The following is a 22,612-nucleotide window of genomic DNA, read 5'->3' as shown; positions in this document are numbered from 1 at the left end:
ACCAAACATCAAGATGATTACATATAAATTACCATCAATTAAAAAAATAAGAATCCTTAAAAGCGTTGCCCTTATGGCGGTGGCGCTTTTAGCAGGTAATTTCAGTGAAGCTCAATCTGACCTTAAATTTTCTGTAGGTTCTCAATTTCATTTTTCTCAAATCCAACTGGAGTCTTCAAAATTTGAAAGTTCTATTGAACCGGGAGCTGGAATTGCAGCTGGAATTTCTCTAGGCTTGAATGAGCATTTCAGCATTCATTCTGGAGTAGGATTGAATTACTATCAGAGCAGAAATTCTATAGGTAGCTATTCCAGTTTTCAAGATGCCACAGATATCTCTGGAGAGGACTTTGAATTCAGGTACACCACAAGCAACTATTCAGAAACACAGAAACTAACTGCTTTAAGTGTTCCTCTAGCCTTTCAGTACGAGACCAGCGGGACGGTTCGTTTCTATACCAAGCTGGGCGTGGAAGCCAACTTTTTCATCAACCAGGAATCAGAATCCAGAGCCACCAGCTTAATCACTAACGGCTTTTTCCCTAGGTTCAATGCCGTACTAGATGCCCCTAGGTTTGCTGGATTTGGAACTTATGCTGATCAAGAGTTCAATGAAGCAGGTCTCAATTTAGATAACAGCTATAACGCCACGGTGGAATTAGGCATCAAACAAATCTACTCTTCTGGAAGTGCGCTTTATATAGGAGGCTTTTTGAAATATGGAGTGAACAACATCTCAAACCCAGGACGATCTGATGGGTTGATAAGCTTTGATTCTCAGAACCCTACTGATTTTCGCTCATCCTCAGTTTTGAATGCACTTGACAGAGTTCAGGACGGCGCTTCAGGGTTCACCACTCAAGCTAACCTTCACGTTTATGGGCTGGCATTTAGGTATGAGTTCAATCTTTAGAAGATTAATTGTGATAAACTTAAAAGCGGACTTTAACGAGTCCGCTTTTTTTATGCTATCTAAAATTATAAAAGAGATAAAAAGTTACCAAAAGCTAAAACTCTAAACTTGTAGTAGGTGAAAATCATATATAGTCTTGTCAACAAAAAAGTCCGCAGATTCTAAAAGATCTACCAAACGCAAAATTATCGAGTACCCTTTTATCTATTAAACCACTTAAAAATCACAAAACACTGGTGATAGACCGGGAATTCTGATACTGTCATCTCTATTGACGTTACCTTAAACTAAAATTATAATAGTTTTTATACCCGTTGCTCAATAAGTTCAAAAAGGAATTGCATAGTTGTTAAACATGATAATGTACTTCTTAGAACAAATGGCATTACTGCCACAAAAGTGTCCGTTTTCCGAGCTAGAGATGATGATTAGATGTAGAACTTGAGCACTCTTTACTTTTAAAACTAAATTGATCATTAATTAGTTAACATTTTTTTAAGAATGTCCTTAATTTATACTTAAATTCCGCAATAATTTTATGTGGCTTAGAGCTTCTTGCTTATGAAAGTACCCGTTGGGATTAACAAGTTTAGAAGACTGGCGATGCACTCGCTCACAAAATACATTGGTAAGACTTCAAAAATTCAAACCTTAAACAGTGTTCAAATAGAGTCTATTAAAAAAGTACTGGTAGTAAGACCCAATCATCGGTTGGGGAATATGCTGCTTACCATGCCGCTCCTTCAGGAAATAAGCCTAAGATTTCCAAATGCAAGAACAGATATTTTAGCAAAAGGTGGATTAGCTCCCATTGTTCTCAAAAACTATGAAGGCCTTAATGAATTTATTTTGCTTCCTAGACGACCGTTTGATGAGCTTTTCAAATATGGTATGGTATGGTTAAGAATGAAATTTAGCCGCTACGACTTAATCATTAATGCAGTTAAAGGCTCTTCTTCAGGTAAATTATTAACCCTCATTACCAATTCAAATTACAAGGTCTTTCAAAATATTGAAGATCAATTGAAGCCACTTGATTCCACTCACAATGCCACTGAAGCTATTTATGCCTTGCGCAGTGTATTTTCTTTAAATAATTCAGACAACACAACTTTAGACACCCCATTGCTGGACTTAAAGCTGACTGAAAGTGAATTAGAAAAAGGAAAGGAAATTATTGATACACTGTTTGATAACAAAAAATCTACCATCGCAATTTTTACATTTGCTACAGGTAGTAAATGTTATTCGCAACAATGGTGGAGCCTGTTTTACGAGCAGCTCAAAGTTGACTTTCCTCATTGCAATATTTTAGAAATCCTGCCTATGGAAAACGTATCTCAAATAAATTTTGAAGCCACGTCATTTTATAGTAAGGATATTATGGAGATAGGTTCCGTTATGGCAAATTGCAATGTGTTTATAGGCGCAGATAGTGGCATCATGCATTTGGCAAGTGCCTCAGGCGTGCCTACCATAGGATTGTTTACGGGTCGCATTGATAACTATAAGCCGTATGGCAATCTTAATTGCGGTACTAATACAACTAATACATGTCTAAAAGATTGGATGGCTATTATCGCCAAAATTTTAAAAACTGACTCTTCAGGGATTGTAAATTCCTGATGATAGCATCAAATTAAAATTGATTGTTTTATATCATGATTGTTAAGACATTGATTGCATAAGACCAACTAAAGCGCAGAAGTGAGAATAAATAATGATGTAGATTTCGCTTTCGCGAAAGCGAAATCTACACCACAAAAAAATGGCCTTCTTAAAAATTAAGGAAGCCATTTTGAAATATTAGCAATGGTTACTTATACTACGACATCTTTCTTACTAGCATTTACCGCTAGATTGTAGATCACAAGACCGAAGCCTATTTTGTTGATTGCATCACCGATATTGTAAACTACATCTAGTGAAAGACCACCAAATATACCTTCATACCATCCTGGAGTTCCTGCCATGTATCCTATAGGATAAATAGCCCATCCTACCAGTACGAACCAACATAGTGTTTTGTGAGCAGACAATACACTACCACCAGCTGCAACAGCCAGCTTTTTAGCTGTTCCAAACCAGATTTCATAAACGATTGCAAGATATGCAAGACCAGAAACTAATCCCCATAACCAGGCGTTGTCACGATCTAAGGTTTCTCCTACGTAACCCGTAACTAGCATTATCACAGAGAAGAAAATAAGTTTCCACATCAATGATTTTTTTGCGCCGGCAACCTTGAGAATTAGGAAGAACTCAACACACATCAATGGCACGGTAAGAACCCAGTCAACGTATCTAAAGAAAACTGGAGACTCGTGAATCGTGGCCCAATAATCCCGCATATAGAAGTAATGCACTGCGGCAATAAAGGTGATCAGTCCAGATACAAGTATCGAGGTGCGCCACTTTTTGTCAAAGCTGGACATAGATAAAAAGAAAAAGGCACTAGCAGCCATCATGGCCATACTGCCCACGAAGAATGTAAAACCTACATAATCGTTTGATTCCAAACGGGTAACCTCTGAAAAGAATAATAATGTGTTCATGATTTAAGTTGTTTTTAAGGTTGTTTACAATCTTTTAGACAGTGATCTTTCAAAAACTTTACAATTTTATTAGTAAAATAATGGAATTTTCCTAAAAATAACGTGTTCTGCATTCTGCATTTAACAATAGTTAAGAGAAATGACGGTTTTCCATTCTTGATTTTATAAAGTGTGGATTTAAAATCGGTGTTGAAATGAATATGCTCATATTTAAGGAATAAGAAGTCTTAAATCTTGTCATTTTGACGAGATTTTAAAATGATTACTCTTGCGATTCGTTTTGTCATCTATTAAATAGGAGACGGTACAATTTTACCAACTTGTAATGGTTTTGGTTATTGCAGCATTACCAAAAGCTTTTCTAACATGAATACCTGTTAGTAACATTATAGCTGACTGCGATTTAAAACAGGACGAAATCTCGTTTTAAAATAGGGTTTTGATCAACTCTAAATCGAGTTAATCAAGTTGTCTGAGATAAATTTTGCACCATATTTCTAATAATCTCTAGACTACAAATTTTTATCTAATGTAAAAAACACATCCGCTTTCGCGAAAGCGGATGTGTTTAATAGTTAAATCTAATGCTTCTAGTTTCTCAGCTTTGAATGTTCCTCCACTGCCATTCCCATGAAAATTGCCGCCAATGCAATATGAATCATCATATTCATCCAGTTTCCTGATGGCGCATGTACTAACACAAAAGCCATAACCATGACAATAGCTAGAAAAGCATAGGAATATGCAAGTTGCTTGCCTAGCAATACTAATATACCCGCCACAAGCTCTAGCGTTGCTAATAGGACGCTTAAGACGTAAGTGCCCGTATCACCCAGAAATGCAAGCCCACTAGATTTAAAAAGGTCTGCTACAGCCTGTAACCCTACTCCTCCCATGAACCCTTCAATAAATTTTTCTACACCACCCCAAACAAATAATAACCCGATGCCGATTCTAATAATTAAGTTTCCTATTTTCATTTTATACCTTTTATGATTAATGCACAAAACTACCTGTAGTAGCCCATTTGAATGATACACATAGCTCCTAGCTTATGGTACATTCTTCCATTAAAATGACGAGCACTATAATTTGAGAATGTGTTATTATTCGTCAACGTAAAAAAATGATGAGCGTGCTACAATTGAAAACGATACTAATTATGAGGATTTTTTTTACTTTCATTAAAAACAAGAATGACAGACCTTGATTTAAAGAATAGCATAGACTTAATTCCTTTAGGATATAGCACTGCGATTTATATTGGTAAAAAATATGGGGTTACTAAAGAGCTTTTCAATAATGGTAGAAGTGTAAAAGTTTATGCGGAGGAACTGGGTGGTAAAGACTTCATAAGTTTTAATTACTATGAAGCAACAGGAAAGAATTACCTAAAACCTTGTGAGATGCCAGTCGAAACCGTGACTGATTTTTTAACCAACTTCCTTTTGTGACCTCATAAAACAAGATAGAAATAGTTCTAGTATTTTTCTTTAAATAATTTATACAATACATCATTAAGTGGGAAAATTCGTAAATAAATGTTAGTGACAATGATGATCACTTTATAAATAAGTAACTTGTAGTTGAAAGATTTAAGCTGATTATTAAATTAAACATATGAAAACTCCCAATTACGACGACACAAAAGGAAAGCACCCAATTCCACACGCAAAAGGAATTGCCAAAGATGATAACCTCAATCCAAAGTCGGTATCCACTGAGGATGATGAAAAAAAGAGCGAGAAAGAAAAGTAGGGTTCTTCAAGAATAATTAAAAAGCTTTCAAATGGTAGAATTAGATCTGCGATTTTGAAAGCTTTTTTTTTGATAAATGATCAACTTGATTTTAAGATATCTGAATGTTATAGGCTCTATAAAGGTTAACATGCTAGAGAGATCTTGTTAGACGGTACTTTATTAATTCTAAGAATTATAATTTCCTAAATTCTAGAATACAAATAATGAGTTGGATTTAAATCTCCATGCCAAGAAAACTGACTTAAAATACAAGAAATACTAAATCCGGATAAGGATAATAGGAACAGACATTTATCATTTAATTGAAACTAAAAAAACTGCGAGCCTAAAGATTTTGATCTTTAGGCTCGCAGTTTTAAACTCGGTTTGAGTTAAATAATTAGGTCATCATCGTGGTCAGTTTATAGAAGTTGCGGCATTTACGGCCATAGGTTCTAAACTGTGTTACAATGCTTTCAAAACGAGAGACGCTTACTTCTCTCTTCTCAACTTGCGTTCTATAGGTTCTCATAATTAAAAGTTTACATCACAAATATAGAAACTTATTACGTTTAAATCACGTTTAGTTAACTTTAAATTTACATTGAAATTATAATTTACTGTTTTACAGTATATTATGTTATTTATTTTTACTCTTATTCCATAACATGTACCCTGCAAAAGCAACTATACTGACTACAGAGCCCCATGATAAACCCGATTTAAGACCGTCGGTCGTTCTTCCCATTATTGCTATGAATATGGTCAACGGCAAGATACCAATCAATGTTGCTCCTATAAATTTCCAATATCCCATGCGCAGCATTCCTCCTACCAAGCTGATGGCATCATTAGAAAGAAAAGGATTTAGCCGTGTCACAATCACTGCCCAAAATCCATATTGTTCTATAAAGCCCTCAATTTTGTTACCCGCTTTGGGACCTAATATTTTAGAAATAAAAGCATGGCTTAAATATTTACCTATGGCATATCCTACAGTTGAAGCTGCAAAGACCGCTATTAAAATAATTATGCTTCCCCAGTAGGGGCCGTAAGCGAGAATTGAAACCACCATCAATAAGATCGTTGGAATTACAATTAGAAACATTTGTAAGATCATCGCTAGTATGAGTACAATAGGCCCATACCAACCAAAACCTCCTACCCAACGCTGTATTTCCTGCTCATCATCACTAGTCAATACCTGCCAGGCTTCCTTCAAAAATTCTTGGACACTGGGAATCGTGTAATAGGATAAAACGATAGCAATTATGAGCCCAACGGATAAATATAGTGGTAAATGACTTTTAGATGCAGTTTCCTTTCTGCTCACTTTAAAGGCTTAGATCCACTTGAACTATAGTGGCTTTTCCCTTACCAGCTTCATTTGAAATGTAAAGCGTTCCATCTGGACTAAACGTTATTCCTTCTGGTTGGGCAAAATCATCTTTATCTAACTTGATGACATTTTTTATGGCTCCGTCACGATTCAATATAACGAGTTTAGGATTTTTACCTTCAAGAACATAATATTCCTTAGTTACTGGATGAATTGCGACGTCAGAAGGGCTAAAGGTTTTATAAGCCTTCTTATTTTTGAATTCCTTTAGAGCAGCATCATTCATATTAATTTTAACCGCTGGTTTTGCTTCTCGTTTTTCTGAATCAATTTTAACTTGGTATAATCCTTTAAAATCATCACTGCTATCTCGGTCCTTAGGGGCAACAATTAAAAAGCTGGATGTAGTGTCCAGAGTTAGTGATTCCATGTTATTTTTTTCCGTAAAACCTGTGTCAAAACTGGTTGTGGTAACTTTTTCGCTTTCGCGAAAGCGAGCTACTTTGAAAATTTTACCATCACTGCGCAACACGTAAGCATCAATTTTGTAAACCGCAATCCCCTCATAATCACCAGAACCAGCAAATTTAATTTCTTCAACAACTTCCTTCTTCTCAAGATCATAGATAAAAATCACGCCATCCTCATCTTGGACACTAGCGATTTTATTATCTGAGAGCCAAGTAATACCACTTATCTCAGACAAGACTTTAGGTAGTTCCCATGTATTTTTAATGATGTAATCATCTGATTTTTTACTATTTACATCTGAAGTATTTAAGGTAAATGCCAGCACTATTGCGATTGCAGCAGCAATTATGACACCTACTATTATATATTTGAATGATTTCATGATTTTATTTTAATCAAATATCTGTCCCAAAACTGGAAACATTTGGGAACCCATTTATTTAAGGAGCATTTTTATGGAAAACCTATTTTAAAGGTATGTGTTCCCTCAAACTGATATTCTAGTTCTAGACTATAGCGATCTGCGATTGCCTTTGTAATTGCGAGCCCTAATCCTGTGGACTTTTTATGATTAGCAGACTTTTTAAAACGCGTAAATAAAGATCTTTGATCCAATTCCTGCATCTCGCCAAAATTCCTAATTTGCCAACTGTCCTGATTTATTTTAATTTGTATACTCTCTTTTTTCTTCCCATGAATCAGAGTGTTTTTAATAAGATTAGTTAATAAAATCGTAGCAAGGTCTTCATTCATTTGGTAGCGCAATAATCCATTAGAAATAACGACGATCTTCATTTTTTTATGATCTGCCATATCTTCAAAGTCCCTGACGATGTTATCAGTTAATGCAATTAGATCTACTTGTTCCTCATTTTCGTATTGGTGGTTTTCAATTTTAGAAAGCAGCAATAGAGACTTGTTCATCCTGGTGAGCTTTCCTAAATTGTCCAGCACTGTCGCAATATCTTTGAGCTGTTTTTTCTTAAGCTCATTATTTTCAAGAAACAACTCAAGTTTATTGATGCTTATGGCAAGTGGTGTTTGTAATTCATGAGAGGCATTCTCAATAAATTGTTTTTGAGCGACAAAACTGTCCGTTGATTTTTTAATGAGCTTCCCTACCGTTGTATTGAGCAATTCAAACTCCTCAATATTTGATTCCGGTATTTGAAACCCTTTGTTTTTCTCAATTCTGAAATTGCGCAGCTGCCCTATCAAACCGTAGAATGGTTTCCAGATCCTGCGCAACATCCAGTTATTTAATATTAAAATACTAATAACAAGAAATACATAAAGACCTATTAAATAAACAATCAAATGCTCAATTAAATCATCTTCTTCCACCATGGAAGTGATGATCTTGAGCTTATAGAAATCATCCTCATAACGTACAGCGCTCTCATAAACTCGCACTGGTTCATTGTCATCTTCATTCTGGCGATACATCAACGTATCGCGGTAGCTTTCTTGAAAAGAATTAAATGCAGTTATAGATATGGGCGTGAAGTTGTAAATGTGTTTCACAAAATCTTCATCATCTTGAGTCAAGATAGAAGGGTCTACCGCAGCTCGTTTAACCAGCACGATTTTCTGGTTTTCTAATCCATCATCAAGACTGTCATAAATCTCGTCCAGCATCGTATAGTAAAACAACACCGCCCAGATGGTTATAAGCGGCAGTAGTAATAATGCCTGGTATTGAGTGGTGTAATTGAGTAGTTTCATAAAATATTACTAGTCACAAAACTAACTTTTTCAGTTTTGATGTTATTCTTACGTAGTTAGCTGTGATATTCTAAGGCTGTTTAAACTTAATTGATTGTATTTTTTTATGAGTCCGCTTATTTAAATTCCATTTGAAAACCTAACTGAAATTTAAAACTCTTAAAAATAATTGTGCTTTTGAAATCAAACTGGTTTTAAAATATAAACGAAAATATCATCTATAATCTTCAAATAAGATCATATTTGCTAGATACTAATTCCTTCTGCACATTCCGTGTAAAACCGCTTTAAACCACTTCCAGCTTGTACCCTACTCCATAAACTGCCTCAACATTTATGGTAGCTGATTCCAGTTTCTTGCGCAAGTTTTTAATTTGTGAGTAAATGAAATCAAAACTGTCAGATTGATCAATGTGATCTCCCCAAACATGTTCAGCAAGGGCGGCTTTCGTCACAAGTCTCGTTTTATTAGTTATGAGGTACATCAATATGTCATATTCTTTCCGGTTTAAAATAATTTCAGCGTTATCGATTTTAACCGTTCTTGATTCTGGATCAATCGTAAGGTTTCCCAGCTCTACCAGTTTACTACCATCAAAATGTCGACGTCTCAAAACAGCTTTAACTCGGGCGTGCAGTTCTGCCATATGAAATGGTTTTGATAGGTAATCATCAGCTCCCAGATTCAGGCCCGTCAAGCGATCGTCTAAAGAATCTCTTGCAGATACTATGATCACTCCATCACCTTTACCGCTGTCTTTCAGTTGTTTTAGTAATTCCAGCCCATTACCGTCAGGCAATCCTATATCAAGCAATATGCAGTCATACTCATAAACGCCTACTTTACGCATCGCGGTTTTGTAATCAGTTGCAGCTTCAATATTATATTGTTCTCGCTCTAGGCTTTGACGCATATTGTCCAGCATTTCAGGTTCGTCTTCTATAATTAGTATCTTCATGATGGATTATTTTTAGCAACAATAAATTAGAATACTATAAAGAATTAGGAATTTTCTATCAAGATTCGACCCTTGCTCGCAAACCTAATATAAGGACGATCCTGATTTATTGTCACAAAGACTTTATGCCTTTTTTGTATAATTTAACGCTGTTGAAAATTTTATTAGGAATAAATCCAAAAATATTTTAGACTTTTGCAATGCCTTACGCAAGTACTTTTGAAATCATTTAGTAAAATCATTTGTTTATTCATTGCACTGGTTTTTACCAGCAGCATAAGTTATGCAAGTGTTTACGAACTAGTTCACGAGATTCAAAAACCGGTATCAAAAGAAAAATCTGGAAATACTGATCATGTAAAGCAGTTCAAATTAGGCACAGAACTATCCGTTTCAGAGGCCAGCCTTCACATTCTACCAGAATTATTACCGCTATCACCAAGTCAAAACCTGATAGGTTCTGGCAATTATGGATATTCAAGCTCACATTATTGTGACGCTAGAAATGGGAGATCTGCTTTCTGGCTTAATGCGGTTTATCACAAAAACTTCATTCGGGAAATACTTTTCCCCTTCCATTCTTTTTGGTAAATTATTGTAGTTATTACTTGCAAAACTCAGCATTGCTGTAACTAGCAGTGCGTCAACTACACATTTAATTTATCAAATTTATATATCATGGATACAGGAATGATCGCTATCACAGTGACACTTATCGCTATAGTTTCAACACCTTTTATTTTAATGCTTACTGGTTCAAGTAAACGCAAATCACAACTTATAAAAGGTTTGGAAACACTCGCTTCCCAGAAGAACGGGACACTTTCAAAAAAAGAGATTTTCTTAAATTTTGCTCTAGGACTCGATGAGAATGCCCAGCAAATTTATTTCTTTAGAAAAACAGATGCTTCTGAAGTTGCCAAAACAGTGGATTTACACACCGTTAAATCGTGCTCTATTTCTAAACAATCCACAATGGTTAAGATGGAAAAAGGAATGAATGAGAGCATAGAAAAAGTCTCTCTATTATTTGAGTTTAAAAACAATGAATCACCAGAACGATTCGTACTTTTTAATGAGGAAGAAAGTTTACAATTGAATGGTGAAATAGGCATCGCACAAGAATGGAAAACATTTGTCACTTCTCTTTTACTAGATGAAAAAAAAGAGGCGCCGGTGCTACGTGCACGTCCTAACAAAACGTTGGATCTCTCAAAGATAGCTGCCATGTAAACATCTTTGAACAGTCCGTTTGTTAATAGATGGTTGTGAGTTATGTTGAGTTGTTCCGCTTTCGCGAAAGCGGGACTCCCTTCATCATCTCACAACCATTATTATTTTAAACCATCGCTCCTTATTACCAATTTCTTCCAGAATTCCTTCTTTTATTTGTCTCATAATCAAAAATAAAGAAAGATGAAAAATTTAAAGATTGCTGTAATTGCTATGTTTGCAACGGCAGCTGTAACCGCACAAGATTTGAGAGCTGATCAAGTTCCTTCTGATTTGAACAATAGTTTTCAGAAAGAGTTTCCTCAAGCAACTGATATTGAATGGGAAATGAATGCTGAGACCTATAAAGTTGAATTTGACATGGGAAGGATGGATCATGAAATCTGGTATTCTAAAGACGGTAAAAAAATAAAAACCGAAATGGAAATCACCGAGGCTGAACTGCCAGCATCGATCGCCGCAACTCTTAAGAAAAACTACAACTCTTACAATATTGAAGAAGTTGAAGTCACAGAGGAGAATGGCACGAAAACATATGAAATCGAGCTAGAGAAATGGTTTAGTGATGATATTAAACTGATCATGTCAGAGAAAGGAATTGTAATTAGAGAGTGGAAATAATATTAATAATAAGGATTGAAGTAAAAACGCTTCAATTAACAGTTATAGAATAAAGGACTGGTATATGCCAGTCCTTTTTTTACATAAAAAGATTTTGAATGAAACAGATTGTCTCTTTTGTTATATGCTTGATTCTTACACAATATGTACAATCACAAGATAATTTTAGTTCTTTTTCTGAGTCAGAAATAGGAATAGAGTATGATGTTACCTCGCAGTATTCCCATAGTTTTGGGATTGAAAATAGGAATATTATATACGAAAATGGTGATTTAACCTATACTGTAAAACAGATCGATATTTCTCATATTTCAACCCTTGCAATTGCTGGAAATAAGAATATAGGACTGGGAGTAAAATACCGCTTTAAGGAAGTTTTTGATTCTGACAGTGAGGATGAATTACGATTTTTGCAACAATTACAATGGAAAAACCTATGGCAAGATTTACCCTTAAAAAGCCGACTGAGAATGGAAGAACGATTCTATTCCGATGTCACTAAATACAGAATCAGATACCGGTTAGCAGCAAGTTTTCCATTGAGTGCAGACAACTCAACGTCTTTTAATACAGAAACCGAGTCCCTCCTACAACTCTCGCTATCTAACAAACCGGAATATGAGCAACGTTTTACTACCACTTATAGCTGGCTATTAACTGCAACCTCACAAATCGAATTAGGAGTTCAATACCGCCTTGCTGACTTCACACAAAACATAGGCCATGAGCTATTCATTGTTGCTGGTCTTGATATTGCTTTATAGAATCCGTTTCCTGTCAAAATAAGGTTTATGAAATCTGCTATCCTATTCACGCTTCTAGCTCCTCGCAGCCTGCATAATGGTTATGCTATTCTTGATTATTGTATGGCATGTCTTGACATGGAACTTTAACGAAACCTTACGCCCATAAAGTTCACTAAGTTACGAACTGAATATACTTTTGTATTCCATTCCGATTGATTTCTACTTACAATTATGTATCGCATGAAATATTGACGAATAAACTCCTACAAAAGTGAAATCAAATAGTATTATCAAGCTTCTTTTCGTTTTGGGAGTTTTGTTATGTTTGTCGGGTTTAATCAGCAGTCCACTGGCTCTGTTGTTAGGGTTTATTTCTACGTTGATCTTCGGTCAGCCTTTTGAAAAATATACACATCTCGTCATCAAGTGGCTTTTAAAGATTTCTGTAGTAGGATTGGGTTTTGGGATGTTCATCAATGAGACGTTGAAGACTGGGATGGATGGACTAGCACTTACTATTTTCACCATAGTCATAACTCTTGTGGTAGGCTGGTTGCTCACAAAACTGCTAAAGCTGGACAAACACTTAGGGCATTTAATTTCTTCTGGTACGGCAATCTGCGGTGGTAGTGCAATCGCAGCGGTGGCTCCGGTAATAAGAGCAAATCCTAAAACAATTTCAGTTTCTTTAGGGGTTGTATTCCTACTAAATTCTGTAGCCCTATTTGTATTTCCGCCCTTGGGGCATGCATTGGGAATGAGTCAACATCAATTTGGTTTATGGGCTGCAGTTGCTATTCATGACACAAGCTCTGTGGTCGGTGCCGCTTTAAATTACGGTGACGAGGCCTTGCGAGTTGCAACTACCGTAAAGTTATCGAGAACGTTGTGGATTATCCCGCTATCGATTTTGTCCATGTTTATGTTCAAATCAACCGATGGGAAAATTAAAATTCCGTGGTTTATTTTACTCTTTATAGCCGCTATTTTGCTTAACAGTTATCTGGATCTGCCAGACGTACTTACTACAAGCATCACCACCATAGCTAAACGTTTTTTAATAGTAACCCTATTCCTGGTAGGAAGTACCCTTTCCATAAGCGATCTTAAAAAAACAGGTGTTAAACCTTTTATACTGGGAGTCTCCTTATGGCTCATCATTTCAGTAAGTTCCCTATGGTTCATTATGAATGAGTTTTAAACTTTAAATTATTAATATAACAAACAGATGAAAAACATACTATTATTAATGCTGATTGCTTGTACAACATCAATTGTAACAGCACAAACAGATGCTTATCAATTATCCACACACATTCTAGATATTTCAGAAGGTTTGCCTGCTGCGGGAGTCACTATCAAACTGGAAAAGAAGAATATGCCTAAAGACACTTGGGAATTTGTTTCTGAAAAGACAACTATGGAAAACGGCAGGGTAAATGATTTTCTTCCCAAAAAGAACCATAACAATGGAATTTACCGATTCACATTTTTTGTTAAGGACTATTACAACTCTTTAGAAAAAGAGACTTTTTACCCATTTATAGAAGTTGTTTTTGAAATAATCGACGACAAACACTATCATGTGCCTATCACTTTATCTGCCTATGGTTATTCTACATATCGAGGTAGTTAATCACTGATATTCATAAATAACTAAGGGTATTACCTAAGAATGACAAAACAATTATCAAATCCCATATTGTACCTGATGAGTGTGTCAGCGGGTCTGGTAGTAGCAAATGTTTACTACAGCCAGCCTTTACTGCATCAGATGTCTGTCTCATTTAATGTTTCAGAATCTGCTATTAGTAACGTTGCACTTTCAACACAGTTGGGCTATGCGGCAGGTTTATTATTTATCATCCCTTTAGGAGATAAGATGTCAAATAAGAAAATATTGCAGTTTGATTTTGCCTTGTTGATAGCCTCTTTAATAGCAGCTGCTGTTTCAAATACATTATTACTGTTGATTGTCAGTAGTTTTTTTATAGGTGTATCTGCTGTATTGCCTCAATTATTTGTTCCCATGGCCGCACAATTATCAGAGGATAAAAACAGGGGTCGCGCCATAGGAATCGTTATGAGTGGTCTGCTTATTGGGATACTGGGAAGCCGTGTCATTAGCGGGCTTGTTGGAGAGCAATTCGGCTGGCGTTCCATGTATTACGGTGCGGCAGCGTTAATGATCTTGCTATTTTTCTTGCTTCAATATAAATTGCCAAAACTCCTGCCTCAATATGACGGTTCCTACGGTAGTTTGCTCAAGTCAATAGGATACTATTTCAAAACAGAACCATCTGTTCGATTAGCGGCATTGCGCGGCGGACTCTTATTTGCTGGACTTAGTGCTTTTTGGACAACCTTGGTATTTTTGATGGAGGATAACTTCGGTTATGGAAGTGATGTAGCAGGTGCGTTTGGACTGTTTGGAATTGCTGGTGCGCTTGCCGCAGTTGTAGTTGGAAAATTGAGTGATAGGGTCAGCAAGCATAAAATCATGTTGTATTCTGCATTGGGATTGATTATTTCTTGGGTAATTATATTCTATTCAGGTCATTCTATTATTGGGTTGATTGTAGGTGTGATTTTGATAGATTTAGCAGCACAAGCCATTCATATAACAAACCAAAATATTATCTTTTCTAAAAATCCCGAAGCACGCAATCGCGTGAATACGATTTACATGGTTGGTTTTTTTGTAGGAGGAGCAACAGGTACCACCACTGCTGCACTTGCATGGCAACATTATGGCTGGACAGGTGTGTCCACATTAGGAATAATATTATCTTTTTTAATAGTAGTTGTAACCTTAGCTTTTAGGAAAAAAAATGTCTGATATGGAACAGAAGTATGACTTTGTTATTAAAAATGCCATAATTGATAGTGCAGAAAATTCTATGGACATAGGAATCACTGATGGGAAGATTAGTGCTTTGGGTAAGTTCGCTTTCGCGAAAGCGGTTCCAACCTACAATGCCATGGAACAATTTGTCTGTACTGGATTTTATGAAAGCCACATACACTTAGACAAAGCGTGCATTTTAGACCGATGCACCATCGAGGAAGGAACGCTGGATGAAGCAGTAAAAGAAACAGGAAAAGCCAAAAAAGATTTTACCGAGGAAGATGTATTTTCCCGTGCCAGCGCAGTGGTAGAGATGGCCGTCAAAAAAGGAACCATGGCACTGCGCACATTTGTAGAAACAGACCCTAAAACTGAATTGCGATCTTTCAATGCCATTAAGAAAGTGCGGGAACATTATGCGCATGTGATTGATATAGAGATCTGCGCATTTGCTCAAGAAGGATTAACACAAGAAAAAGAAACCCATAAATTATTAAAGACTGCGCTGAGTAACGGTGCAGACCTGGTAGGCGGCTGTCCTTATAAAGATGAAAATCCTGATGAGCATATTGAAATGATTTTTGATCTAGCCGTAGAGTTTGACGTGAATGTGGACTTCCATCTAGATTTTGACCTGGATCCAAACAATTCCAGTATTCCTAAAATTGTAGAGGAAACTAAAAAGCGCGACTATCAAGGAAGAGTTTCTATAGGTCACGTGACTAAGCTTGCTGCTATGGATGTCGAGCAACGTACCGCTATGGCGCACCTATTGAAGGAAGGAGATATTGCACTTACCGTGTTGCCTGCAACAGATATTTTTCTGAATGGTAGAGATCACGATCCACTTATTCCTAGAGGAATGGTGAATGCAAACGAGCTCGCCGGGCACGGAATCACCACCACTATTTCCAGCAATAATATTCTGAATGCCTTCACTCCTTATGGGGATGCATCACTGGTAAGAATGGCAAACATGTATGCTAATGTTGCCCAATTATCAAAGGATGATTCTATTCGTGAAGTTTATGAGATGATTACAAAAAATGCTGCTAAATTACTTTCTAAGCAAACCGAAATCAAAATAGGAGCGCCTGCAGATTTAGTGGTTCTCGAGGCAAAAAGTGCTGTCGATGCCATTAGAACCATAGCACAAGCTTTAGCAGGTTTTAAAAACGGAAAACCAACATTTCGCAACGATAAAGCAGAAATTATTTTGTGAATAAATGATATATGACTTAGGATTGTACCTACTCTAAAAGGAGTTAATTAAAAAAGAATAACAGCAATTTCTGTAATATAGAAAGCCATAGCGAGACTTAACTTTATAATCTCATAACAAGCTAAGCACACTTTAAAAAAGTAGTTTCTAGAAATAAAGATTTAGTAAAAACCCTTTTTAGAAGCTAAAAACATAGAATTTTAAAATTATGGTAACATCAAATGAAAATAAAGATAAAGATTTAGGCTATTTGAAACAATGCTTAGTTCTAGCTCAAGAATCTTTAGACGCTGGCGATGAACCATTTGGTTCCGTTTTAGTCAATAAGCAAGGAGATGTTATTGCTACTTCTCGCAATAGAACTAATGAAGTCAATATTTTATTTCATCCAGAAATCGAGTTGGCTCGTTGGGCTTCAGAGAATTTGACCAGTCAAGAATCTCAGCAATCCACTATGTACACAACTGGTGAGCATTGCCCCATGTGCGCTGCGGCTCACGGTTGGGCTGGAATAGGAACTTTAGTTTATCTCGCATCTGGAAAGCAGCTGAATAAGTGGTATGATGAATTTGGTAGACCGTTAGCACCTATTCATTTTCTCCCAGTTCAAGATATTTTAAAAGAAGTAGAAATAAGAGGTCCTTTTTCAGGAACTTTGTTGGATCAAATTAAAGAAATGCACCGTCTTTCCTATCTCAAAATAAAGGATTCATGAGATTGCCCTTTATTTTTTTAGCAAGTTGTTTCTTATTTTTAAATTTCCAGGTCATGAAATCCCAAGAATGGCAGACTCCTGCAATTGAAGGATACGGAAGGGTTGTGGATTTTCCAAATGCAGCTGCCCAGCCAGATCCCAATAAAGAATACAAAGTTCTTTTCCACATCACTTCAGATGCAGAAAAAGAAGGCGTAAATACTTCTTTATGGAAAATAGCCAGATTTATTAACTTGATGGAATTAAGAAAAGTTCCTAAAGAGCAAATTCATATAATTGCAGTAATTAGCGGTGCTGCGACTGCTATAACACTGAACGACCAGGCTTATCTTGAGAGATTAAAGAGAGACAATCCTAATCTCGATCTTTTAAAAAAATTAGTAACTTATGGAGTTACTATCGAGGTTTGCGGTCAGGCTCTAGCAGAAAGAGATTTTAAACCTTCAGAAGTTAACCATTTTACAACACTAACATTATCAGCAATGATCGATATTCCTACACATCAAATGGAAGGATATACTATCATGTATTAAACGTTACCCACTATGAGAAAAGCAATTTTATTTACAAACATAATTATTCTGATCGTTGCCATTATCGTATGCACTGCGATATGGCCTATCTACGGATTCTCAATATTAGGATTAGCCGTTTTTGGGCTAGGTATTTATGATATTACCCAAACAAAACATGCCATTACCAGAAACTTTCCGGTGATAGGACACATGCGCTATCTGTTAGAAATGATTGGACCAGAAATTCATCAATACTTTATAGAAGATGATACTGATGGAAAACCTATCGACCGTAATCGTAGAACTTATGTTTATCAAAGAGCAAAATTAGAGCGCAGTACGCACCCATTTGGAACAGAATTGAACGTTGAGGCAGATAATTATAAATGGATGAAACATAGTATTTATCCATCTAAGTTGCAACATGAACAGCCTAGAGTACTAGTGGGCGGTCCTGAATGCTCACAACCCTACTCTTCTTCTATTTTTAATATCTCTGCGATGAGTTACGGCTCTCTTAGTAAGAATGCAATCATGGCTCTCAATTTAGGTGCAAAGGCAGGAGATTTTTCCCATAACACGGGAGAAGGAGCTATTTCTGATTACCATAAACATGGCGGAGACCTAGTATGGGAGATAGGGACAGGATATTTTGGATGTCGTACAGAAGAAGGAGAATTCTCACCAGAGAATTTCAAAAAAAACGCAGTGCTACCTGAGGTTAAGATGATCGAGATTAAAATTTCTCAAGGAGCAAAACCAGGCCATGGTGGTGTATTACCTGCTTCTAAAAACACAGAGGAAATAGCAAAAATTAGAGGTGTAAAACCGCATACAGAAGTATTATCACCCCCAGGACACAGTGCGTTTAAAGATGCAGAAGGCTTGCTAAAATTCGTAAAGCAACTTCGGGAACTTTCTGGTGGGAAACCTGTAGGATTTAAATTGTGTGTGGGTAGAAAGGAAGAATTCAGAGATATTTGTGAGCAGATGCTTATCACAGGTATCCAGCCTGACTTTATTACCGTGGATGGTGCAGAAGGCGGTACAGGTGCTGCTCCTATTGACTTTTCTAATTATGTAGGAATGCCATGGGAAGAAGCATTGATATTTGTAGTTGATACACTTAATGGGTATCGTTTGAAAGATCACATCACTATCATTACCGCTACTAAGATTTTTACCGCTTTTGACATATTTAAGGCTTTATGCATAGGCGCTGATGTTTGCAATAGTGCTCGTGGTATGATGCTGGCATTAGGATGTATTCAAGCTTTAAAATGTGACACTAATAAATGCCCTACAGGTGTAGCTTCTAACGACCCTGCGTTTATGCGCGGACTGGTAGTAGCCGAAAAATGGGAGCGTGTTAAAAATTATCAAGCTGAAACACTGAAAGAATTTGCAGAGCTTTTTGCCGCTGCTGGATGTGTTAGTTTAAGAGAATTAGACCGCAACTTGATAAATAAACGTATTATTGATGATGTAAAAACATATGAGGAATGGTACCCTACCATAGACAGTGGTGTTTATTTTAAAGAAAAAATGCCTGCATAATTTTAATACTGTAAAACTAATCATACCTTTAGTTCGTATATAAGCGAACTAAAGGTATTTTAGTTTAACTACATTCAATTATGACAGAAAATAACGAAAAACTACAGCTTGTTGAGGAAATAGGTGTTGGGATTGAAGAACGCCTTAAACTTTCACCGCTGGCCTCGCGCATATATGCCTTGTTGATTTTATCTTCTTATGACGGAATCACATTTGATGAAATTAAAGAAGCAATACAAGCGAGTAAAAGTTCAACTTCTGTTAACATAAACGTTCTCCATCAATTGGATTATATAAGTTTTTATACAAAACCTGGTGATCGTAAAAGGTATTTCAGACTTGCAAAATATTCGCAAATACAGTCTTTGGAAATGTATGTTCAAGATATTGACAAAGAAATGAGCATGATTAAGCGAATCAATGCTTACAATAAAAAGTATCACAAAGAGAAATTCAATAACGAAGAATCAGTAGGTAAAATATTCCAGCAATACCTAATTGATAAACAGAAACTTGTAGAAGCTACTGTTTTAAAAATGAAACGCTTCCGCGAAAGCGAACTTCAATAGCCATCTTGCAAAAAGTATTATACAGTTCTTTCCTTCATGCGCACATTAAATTTAAAGTTTTAAAAAACCTTTGTTGGCTAAAGATACTCTACCTATTCCAGAAAAATTTAAACTTGGCTTAGCGGAATTCTAGCTAAACTGTTACTCCATTTTAATCTTATCTATACGTCAACTTGGAATTTATGATCAACCATTACGATATTTCAGTTTAAGGTGAAAATTATCAAAATTTCTTTCAACTGTTTATCGTTGTACGTAAATCGTAATTATTAGCACTCGAAAATGTGAAAAGCTTTTCATATCAGTTAAAATATAATGGGTTTAATAGTTAGTTAAATGTATTACCTAGGGATCCTATGTAATTTAACAGCAATTTACTTTTTTAAGGTTCGTTTTGTTACGAACTATATTTATCTTTGTCACTTCACAATAAAAAACAGAGAATGAAAACGAAAATAGGAACATTATTAATATTAGCTCTTGCCATAGTAAGTTGCAACAGCACTCAGAAAGTAACCGATACTATGGGAAGCTCTATAACTATAGACCAGGAATCAATTACCACTTGGGAATTAGTGACTTTAGAAGGAAGATCCATAGATCAATCTAAAATGGAAGGTAAACGGATCCAGTTTAGGCTCAATAATATTGATAAATCTGTGAGTGGATTTTCTGGATGTAATCTTATGAATGGAACTTATGAAACTATGGATGGAAATAGGGTGAAATTCAGCCCAATGGCTAGCACTATGATGGCATGTCCAGAAGGAGTAGTAAATGAAAGCGAATTTCTAAATGTTTTTGCCTTAGCAGATAATTATACTATTAATGGCGATATGTTGTCACTAAATGTAGGACGCAGAGCACCACTTGCCGTGTTTAAGAAAGTTAGTATGGAGAACCAAATCGTAGAGAAATATTGGAAATTAAAAACTCTAGAAGGTAAAGAGGTGACTATGAATGCTGATCAAGAACGTGAAGTCTTTTTTACATTGAAAGGCCAAGATAACCGGATTACTGGATTTTTAGGATGTAATAGTATCAGTGGAGAATACCAACTAGAAAAAGGAAACCGAATTAAATTTAGCAATCTCGCGACCTCTTTAAAGTCATGTGGTGACATAGATATAAAGGAATCTGAAATTCTAGAAGTATTTAACACTGCAGATAATTATACCATAAATGGCGATATTTTGAACCTAAATGTGGGTAGAAGAGCTCCTTTGGTTGTATTTGAAGCAATTTATATGCAATAGTAGATTCAAAATATTAAGGCTTCTAAAAAGCTAATTATTTATAGAACGATCAAAACTGCCGATTTTATAGAGTTCGAAAGAAAGTTTTAAACTTTAGTAAACTTTTGAACTCTAATAATTGTTGATACTCTGGCAGTTTATCGTTCTTATTTTGTTTTAATTACTAACTCATCCATCTCTATCGTTACTCTAATGACACCAAAACATATTTTACTTACTGGAGCATCTGGAACAGTAGGCTTTGAAGCCTTAAAGCAGTTGGTTAAAAAAGGATATGAAGTAACTGCGTTTGATAAGAAATCTAAAGCGTCTTCTAAAAAACTGCGCTCTTTTGAGAATCAGGCTCATGTGATTTTCGGTGATATCACTGTGCCTACAGATTTGAAACAAATAAAAGGTTCTATCGATGCTGTTATTCATTTAGCTGCTATAATACCTCCAGTAGCTGATGACTTCCCAGAACTTGCCCAAAAGGTTAATGTAGATGGTACCAAACACCTTTTAAACTTCTTAGAAACCCATTCACCGGAAGCCTTTTTGATCTATAGCTCCAGCATTTCTGTTTATGGAGACCGGATCATAGATCCCATGATTGAAGTGGGAGATCCTTTAATCCCTAGTCCTAGGGATGCTTATGCTATAACAAAAATAGCTGCAGAGGATTTGATCAAAAAAAGCAAATTAAACTGGACTATTTTCAGGTTAGCAGCAATTATGGGTGGTCATAAAATGTCCAAATTAATGTTTCATCAACCCTTAAATACCTCCTTAGAAATAGCAACACCTAGGGATACTGCTAGAGCTTTTGTAAATGCTATTGGTTTTCAAGAAGAGTTAAATTACAAAATCTACAATCTGGGCGGTGGTGAAAGTTGCAGGATGAGATATGATGACTTTCTACAAAAATCTTTCGATATTTTTGGTTTAGGCAAATTAGATTTTCCTAAATACTCTTTTGCCGACAAAAATTTTCATTGTGGCTATTATGTTGATGGAAATGATCTAGAAAATATTGTAGGATTTAGACAAGATTCTATAGAAGATTATTTTTTAATGGAATCTGGTAAGGTTTCTGCATTAAAGAAAGCAGGAGCATCCTTATTTAAAAAACCTATAAAGAAGTATTTGTTGCGACAGTCAGAACCGTTTATTGCTCACAAAACCAATGACAAAAAGGAAGTAGCTCACTATTTTAATTCTAACTCTTAACTATGAAACTATTATTTCTATTACTAACGATTACGGCTGGAATTGCTAGCACAACTCCACCTAAAATGACTATCTCAGTCAAAAATATAAAGGCCAAAAAAGGGAATTTAATTATCGCTGTTTTTAATGAGAATGGAGATTTTCTTAAAGAAGGTGCAGCTGTTAAGACATATACCGTGAAGGTTGATGATTTAACAGAAACTCTAATTATCAATGATTTGCCTAAGGGAAACTATGCTATTTCCATGTATCATGATGAAAACTCAGATGGAAAATGTAATCGTAATTTCTTGGGAATTCCTAAGGAAGGCTATGCATTCTCGAACAATTTTAAACCTAAACTTTCTGCTCCCGATTTTGAGGATTGCGAATTTTCCTTTACATCAGATGCTAAGATGGAGATCTCTTTAATTCATTAG

At 35.9% G+C, this 22,612-nt stretch carries 26 protein-coding genes; 19 read left to right on the top strand and 7 right to left on the bottom strand.

What is annotated here, in order from left to right; all coding sequences use genetic code 11:
- The first annotated feature begins 13 nt into the window (after positions 1-13).
- The gene (locus IQ282_RS13065) at positions 14-913 is read left to right on the top strand and encodes a hypothetical protein (RefSeq protein WP_194852314.1); all 900 of its coding nucleotides are present in this window, start codon (positions 14-16) and stop codon (positions 911-913) included.
- A gap of 561 nt (positions 914-1,474) precedes the next feature.
- Complete coding sequence (locus IQ282_RS13060) at positions 1,475-2,539, top strand: glycosyltransferase family 9 protein (RefSeq protein WP_194852313.1); 1,065 nt, start codon at positions 1,475-1,477, stop codon at positions 2,537-2,539.
- 194 nt (positions 2,540-2,733) lie between these two features.
- Here the strand turns inward: IQ282_RS13060 and IQ282_RS13055 are convergent, their stop codons facing one another.
- Together IQ282_RS13055 and IQ282_RS13050 are read right to left on the bottom strand one after the other, a co-directional pair.
- Positions 2,734-3,468: a bacteriorhodopsin-like gene (locus tag IQ282_RS13055; RefSeq protein ID WP_194852312.1), complete on the bottom strand. Its 735-nt coding sequence runs from the start codon at positions 3,466-3,468 to the stop codon at positions 2,734-2,736.
- A gap of 590 nt (positions 3,469-4,058) precedes the next feature.
- Positions 4,059-4,448 (bottom strand): DoxX family protein, encoded by a 390-nt coding sequence (locus tag IQ282_RS13050; protein ID WP_194852311.1) that lies wholly within the window; start codon positions 4,446-4,448, stop codon positions 4,059-4,061.
- 216 nt (positions 4,449-4,664) lie between these two features.
- On the opposite strand from IQ282_RS13050, the gene IQ282_RS13045 reads away from it, so the two are divergent.
- Together IQ282_RS13045 and IQ282_RS13040 are read left to right on the top strand one after the other, a co-directional pair.
- Positions 4,665-4,922, top strand: coding sequence for a peptide methionine sulfoxide reductase (locus tag IQ282_RS13045; protein ID WP_194852310.1), 258 nt, complete (start codon positions 4,665-4,667; stop codon positions 4,920-4,922).
- A 166-nt stretch (positions 4,923-5,088) separates the two neighbouring features.
- Complete coding sequence (locus IQ282_RS13040; protein ID WP_194852309.1) at positions 5,089-5,226, top strand: hypothetical protein; 138 nt, start codon at positions 5,089-5,091, stop codon at positions 5,224-5,226.
- Positions 5,227-5,608: 382 nt separating this feature from the next.
- Here the strand turns inward: IQ282_RS13040 and IQ282_RS15050 are convergent, their stop codons facing one another.
- The 5 genes from IQ282_RS15050 to IQ282_RS13020 form a co-directional block, all read right to left on the bottom strand.
- Positions 5,609-5,740: a hypothetical protein gene (locus IQ282_RS15050; protein ID WP_262893101.1), complete on the bottom strand. Its 132-nt coding sequence runs from the start codon at positions 5,738-5,740 to the stop codon at positions 5,609-5,611.
- A 108-nt stretch (positions 5,741-5,848) separates the two neighbouring features.
- The gene (locus tag IQ282_RS13035) at positions 5,849-6,541 is read right to left on the bottom strand and encodes a TVP38/TMEM64 family protein (protein WP_194852308.1); all 693 of its coding nucleotides are present in this window, start codon (positions 6,539-6,541) and stop codon (positions 5,849-5,851) included.
- A gap of 1 nt (position 6,542) precedes the next feature.
- Positions 6,543-7,400: an SdiA-regulated domain-containing protein gene (locus tag IQ282_RS13030; protein WP_194852307.1), complete on the bottom strand. Its 858-nt coding sequence runs from the start codon at positions 7,398-7,400 to the stop codon at positions 6,543-6,545.
- A 71-nt stretch (positions 7,401-7,471) separates the two neighbouring features.
- Positions 7,472-8,743, bottom strand: a complete 1,272-nt coding sequence (locus tag IQ282_RS13025) for a sensor histidine kinase (protein WP_194852306.1) — start codon at positions 8,741-8,743, stop codon at positions 7,472-7,474.
- A 287-nt stretch (positions 8,744-9,030) separates the two neighbouring features.
- On the bottom strand, positions 9,031-9,702 hold the full coding sequence (locus tag IQ282_RS13020) for a response regulator transcription factor (protein WP_194852305.1): 672 nt from the start codon (positions 9,700-9,702) through the stop codon (positions 9,031-9,033).
- Between the two features lie 219 nt (positions 9,703-9,921).
- On the opposite strand from IQ282_RS13020, the gene IQ282_RS13015 reads away from it, so the two are divergent.
- The 15 genes from IQ282_RS13015 (at position 9,922) to IQ282_RS12945 (ending at position 22,612) form a co-directional block, all read left to right on the top strand.
- A complete protein-coding gene (locus IQ282_RS13015; RefSeq protein ID WP_194852304.1) occupies positions 9,922-10,293 on the top strand; it encodes a hypothetical protein in 372 nt (123 codons plus the stop codon).
- An 87-nt stretch (positions 10,294-10,380) separates the two neighbouring features.
- Positions 10,381-10,935, top strand: coding sequence for a hypothetical protein (locus IQ282_RS13010; RefSeq protein WP_194852303.1), 555 nt, complete (start codon positions 10,381-10,383; stop codon positions 10,933-10,935).
- Between the two features lie 183 nt (positions 10,936-11,118).
- Complete coding sequence (locus tag IQ282_RS13005; RefSeq protein WP_194852302.1) at positions 11,119-11,556, top strand: PepSY-like domain-containing protein; 438 nt, start codon at positions 11,119-11,121, stop codon at positions 11,554-11,556.
- A 98-nt stretch (positions 11,557-11,654) separates the two neighbouring features.
- Complete coding sequence (locus tag IQ282_RS13000; protein ID WP_194852301.1) at positions 11,655-12,320, top strand: DUF2490 domain-containing protein; 666 nt, start codon at positions 11,655-11,657, stop codon at positions 12,318-12,320.
- Positions 12,321-12,573: 253 nt separating this feature from the next.
- Positions 12,574-13,503, top strand: a complete 930-nt coding sequence (locus tag IQ282_RS12995; protein WP_194852300.1) for a YeiH family protein — start codon at positions 12,574-12,576, stop codon at positions 13,501-13,503.
- A 27-nt stretch (positions 13,504-13,530) separates the two neighbouring features.
- Positions 13,531-13,938: a hydroxyisourate hydrolase gene (gene uraH, locus IQ282_RS12990; protein ID WP_194852299.1), complete on the top strand. Its 408-nt coding sequence runs from the start codon at positions 13,531-13,533 to the stop codon at positions 13,936-13,938.
- Between the two features lie 39 nt (positions 13,939-13,977).
- Positions 13,978-15,141: an MFS transporter gene (locus tag IQ282_RS12985; protein WP_194852298.1), complete on the top strand. Its 1,164-nt coding sequence runs from the start codon at positions 13,978-13,980 to the stop codon at positions 15,139-15,141.
- 1 nt (position 15,142) lies between these two features.
- A complete protein-coding gene (locus IQ282_RS12980; RefSeq protein ID WP_228547333.1) occupies positions 15,143-16,372 on the top strand; it encodes an amidohydrolase family protein in 1,230 nt (409 codons plus the stop codon).
- A 208-nt stretch (positions 16,373-16,580) separates the two neighbouring features.
- A complete protein-coding gene (locus IQ282_RS12975) occupies positions 16,581-17,087 on the top strand; it encodes a nucleoside deaminase (RefSeq protein ID WP_194852296.1) in 507 nt (168 codons plus the stop codon).
- Between the two features lie 53 nt (positions 17,088-17,140).
- Positions 17,141-17,620 (top strand): DsrE family protein, encoded by a 480-nt coding sequence (locus IQ282_RS12970; protein WP_194852295.1) that lies wholly within the window; start codon positions 17,141-17,143, stop codon positions 17,618-17,620.
- 12 nt (positions 17,621-17,632) lie between these two features.
- A complete protein-coding gene (locus tag IQ282_RS12965) occupies positions 17,633-19,159 on the top strand; it encodes an FMN-binding glutamate synthase family protein (RefSeq protein ID WP_194852294.1) in 1,527 nt (508 codons plus the stop codon).
- A gap of 80 nt (positions 19,160-19,239) precedes the next feature.
- The gene (locus IQ282_RS12960; RefSeq protein ID WP_194852293.1) at positions 19,240-19,728 is read left to right on the top strand and encodes a GbsR/MarR family transcriptional regulator; all 489 of its coding nucleotides are present in this window, start codon (positions 19,240-19,242) and stop codon (positions 19,726-19,728) included.
- 443 nt (positions 19,729-20,171) lie between these two features.
- Positions 20,172-20,984: an META domain-containing protein gene (locus IQ282_RS12955; RefSeq protein WP_194852292.1), complete on the top strand. Its 813-nt coding sequence runs from the start codon at positions 20,172-20,174 to the stop codon at positions 20,982-20,984.
- Positions 20,985-21,176: 192 nt separating this feature from the next.
- Positions 21,177-22,193, top strand: a complete 1,017-nt coding sequence (locus IQ282_RS12950) for an NAD-dependent epimerase/dehydratase family protein (RefSeq protein ID WP_194852291.1) — start codon at positions 21,177-21,179, stop codon at positions 22,191-22,193.
- A 2-nt stretch (positions 22,194-22,195) separates the two neighbouring features.
- Positions 22,196-22,612: a DUF2141 domain-containing protein gene (locus IQ282_RS12945; RefSeq protein WP_194852290.1), complete on the top strand. Its 417-nt coding sequence runs from the start codon at positions 22,196-22,198 to the stop codon at positions 22,610-22,612.

This window comes from Nonlabens antarcticus (genome assembly GCF_015356755.1).
Taxonomy (GTDB): Bacteria; Bacteroidota; Bacteroidia; order Flavobacteriales; family Flavobacteriaceae; genus Nonlabens; species Nonlabens antarcticus.
Note: the sequence above shows the minus strand (reverse complement) of the source record. Positions and strands in the feature narration are given on the sequence as shown.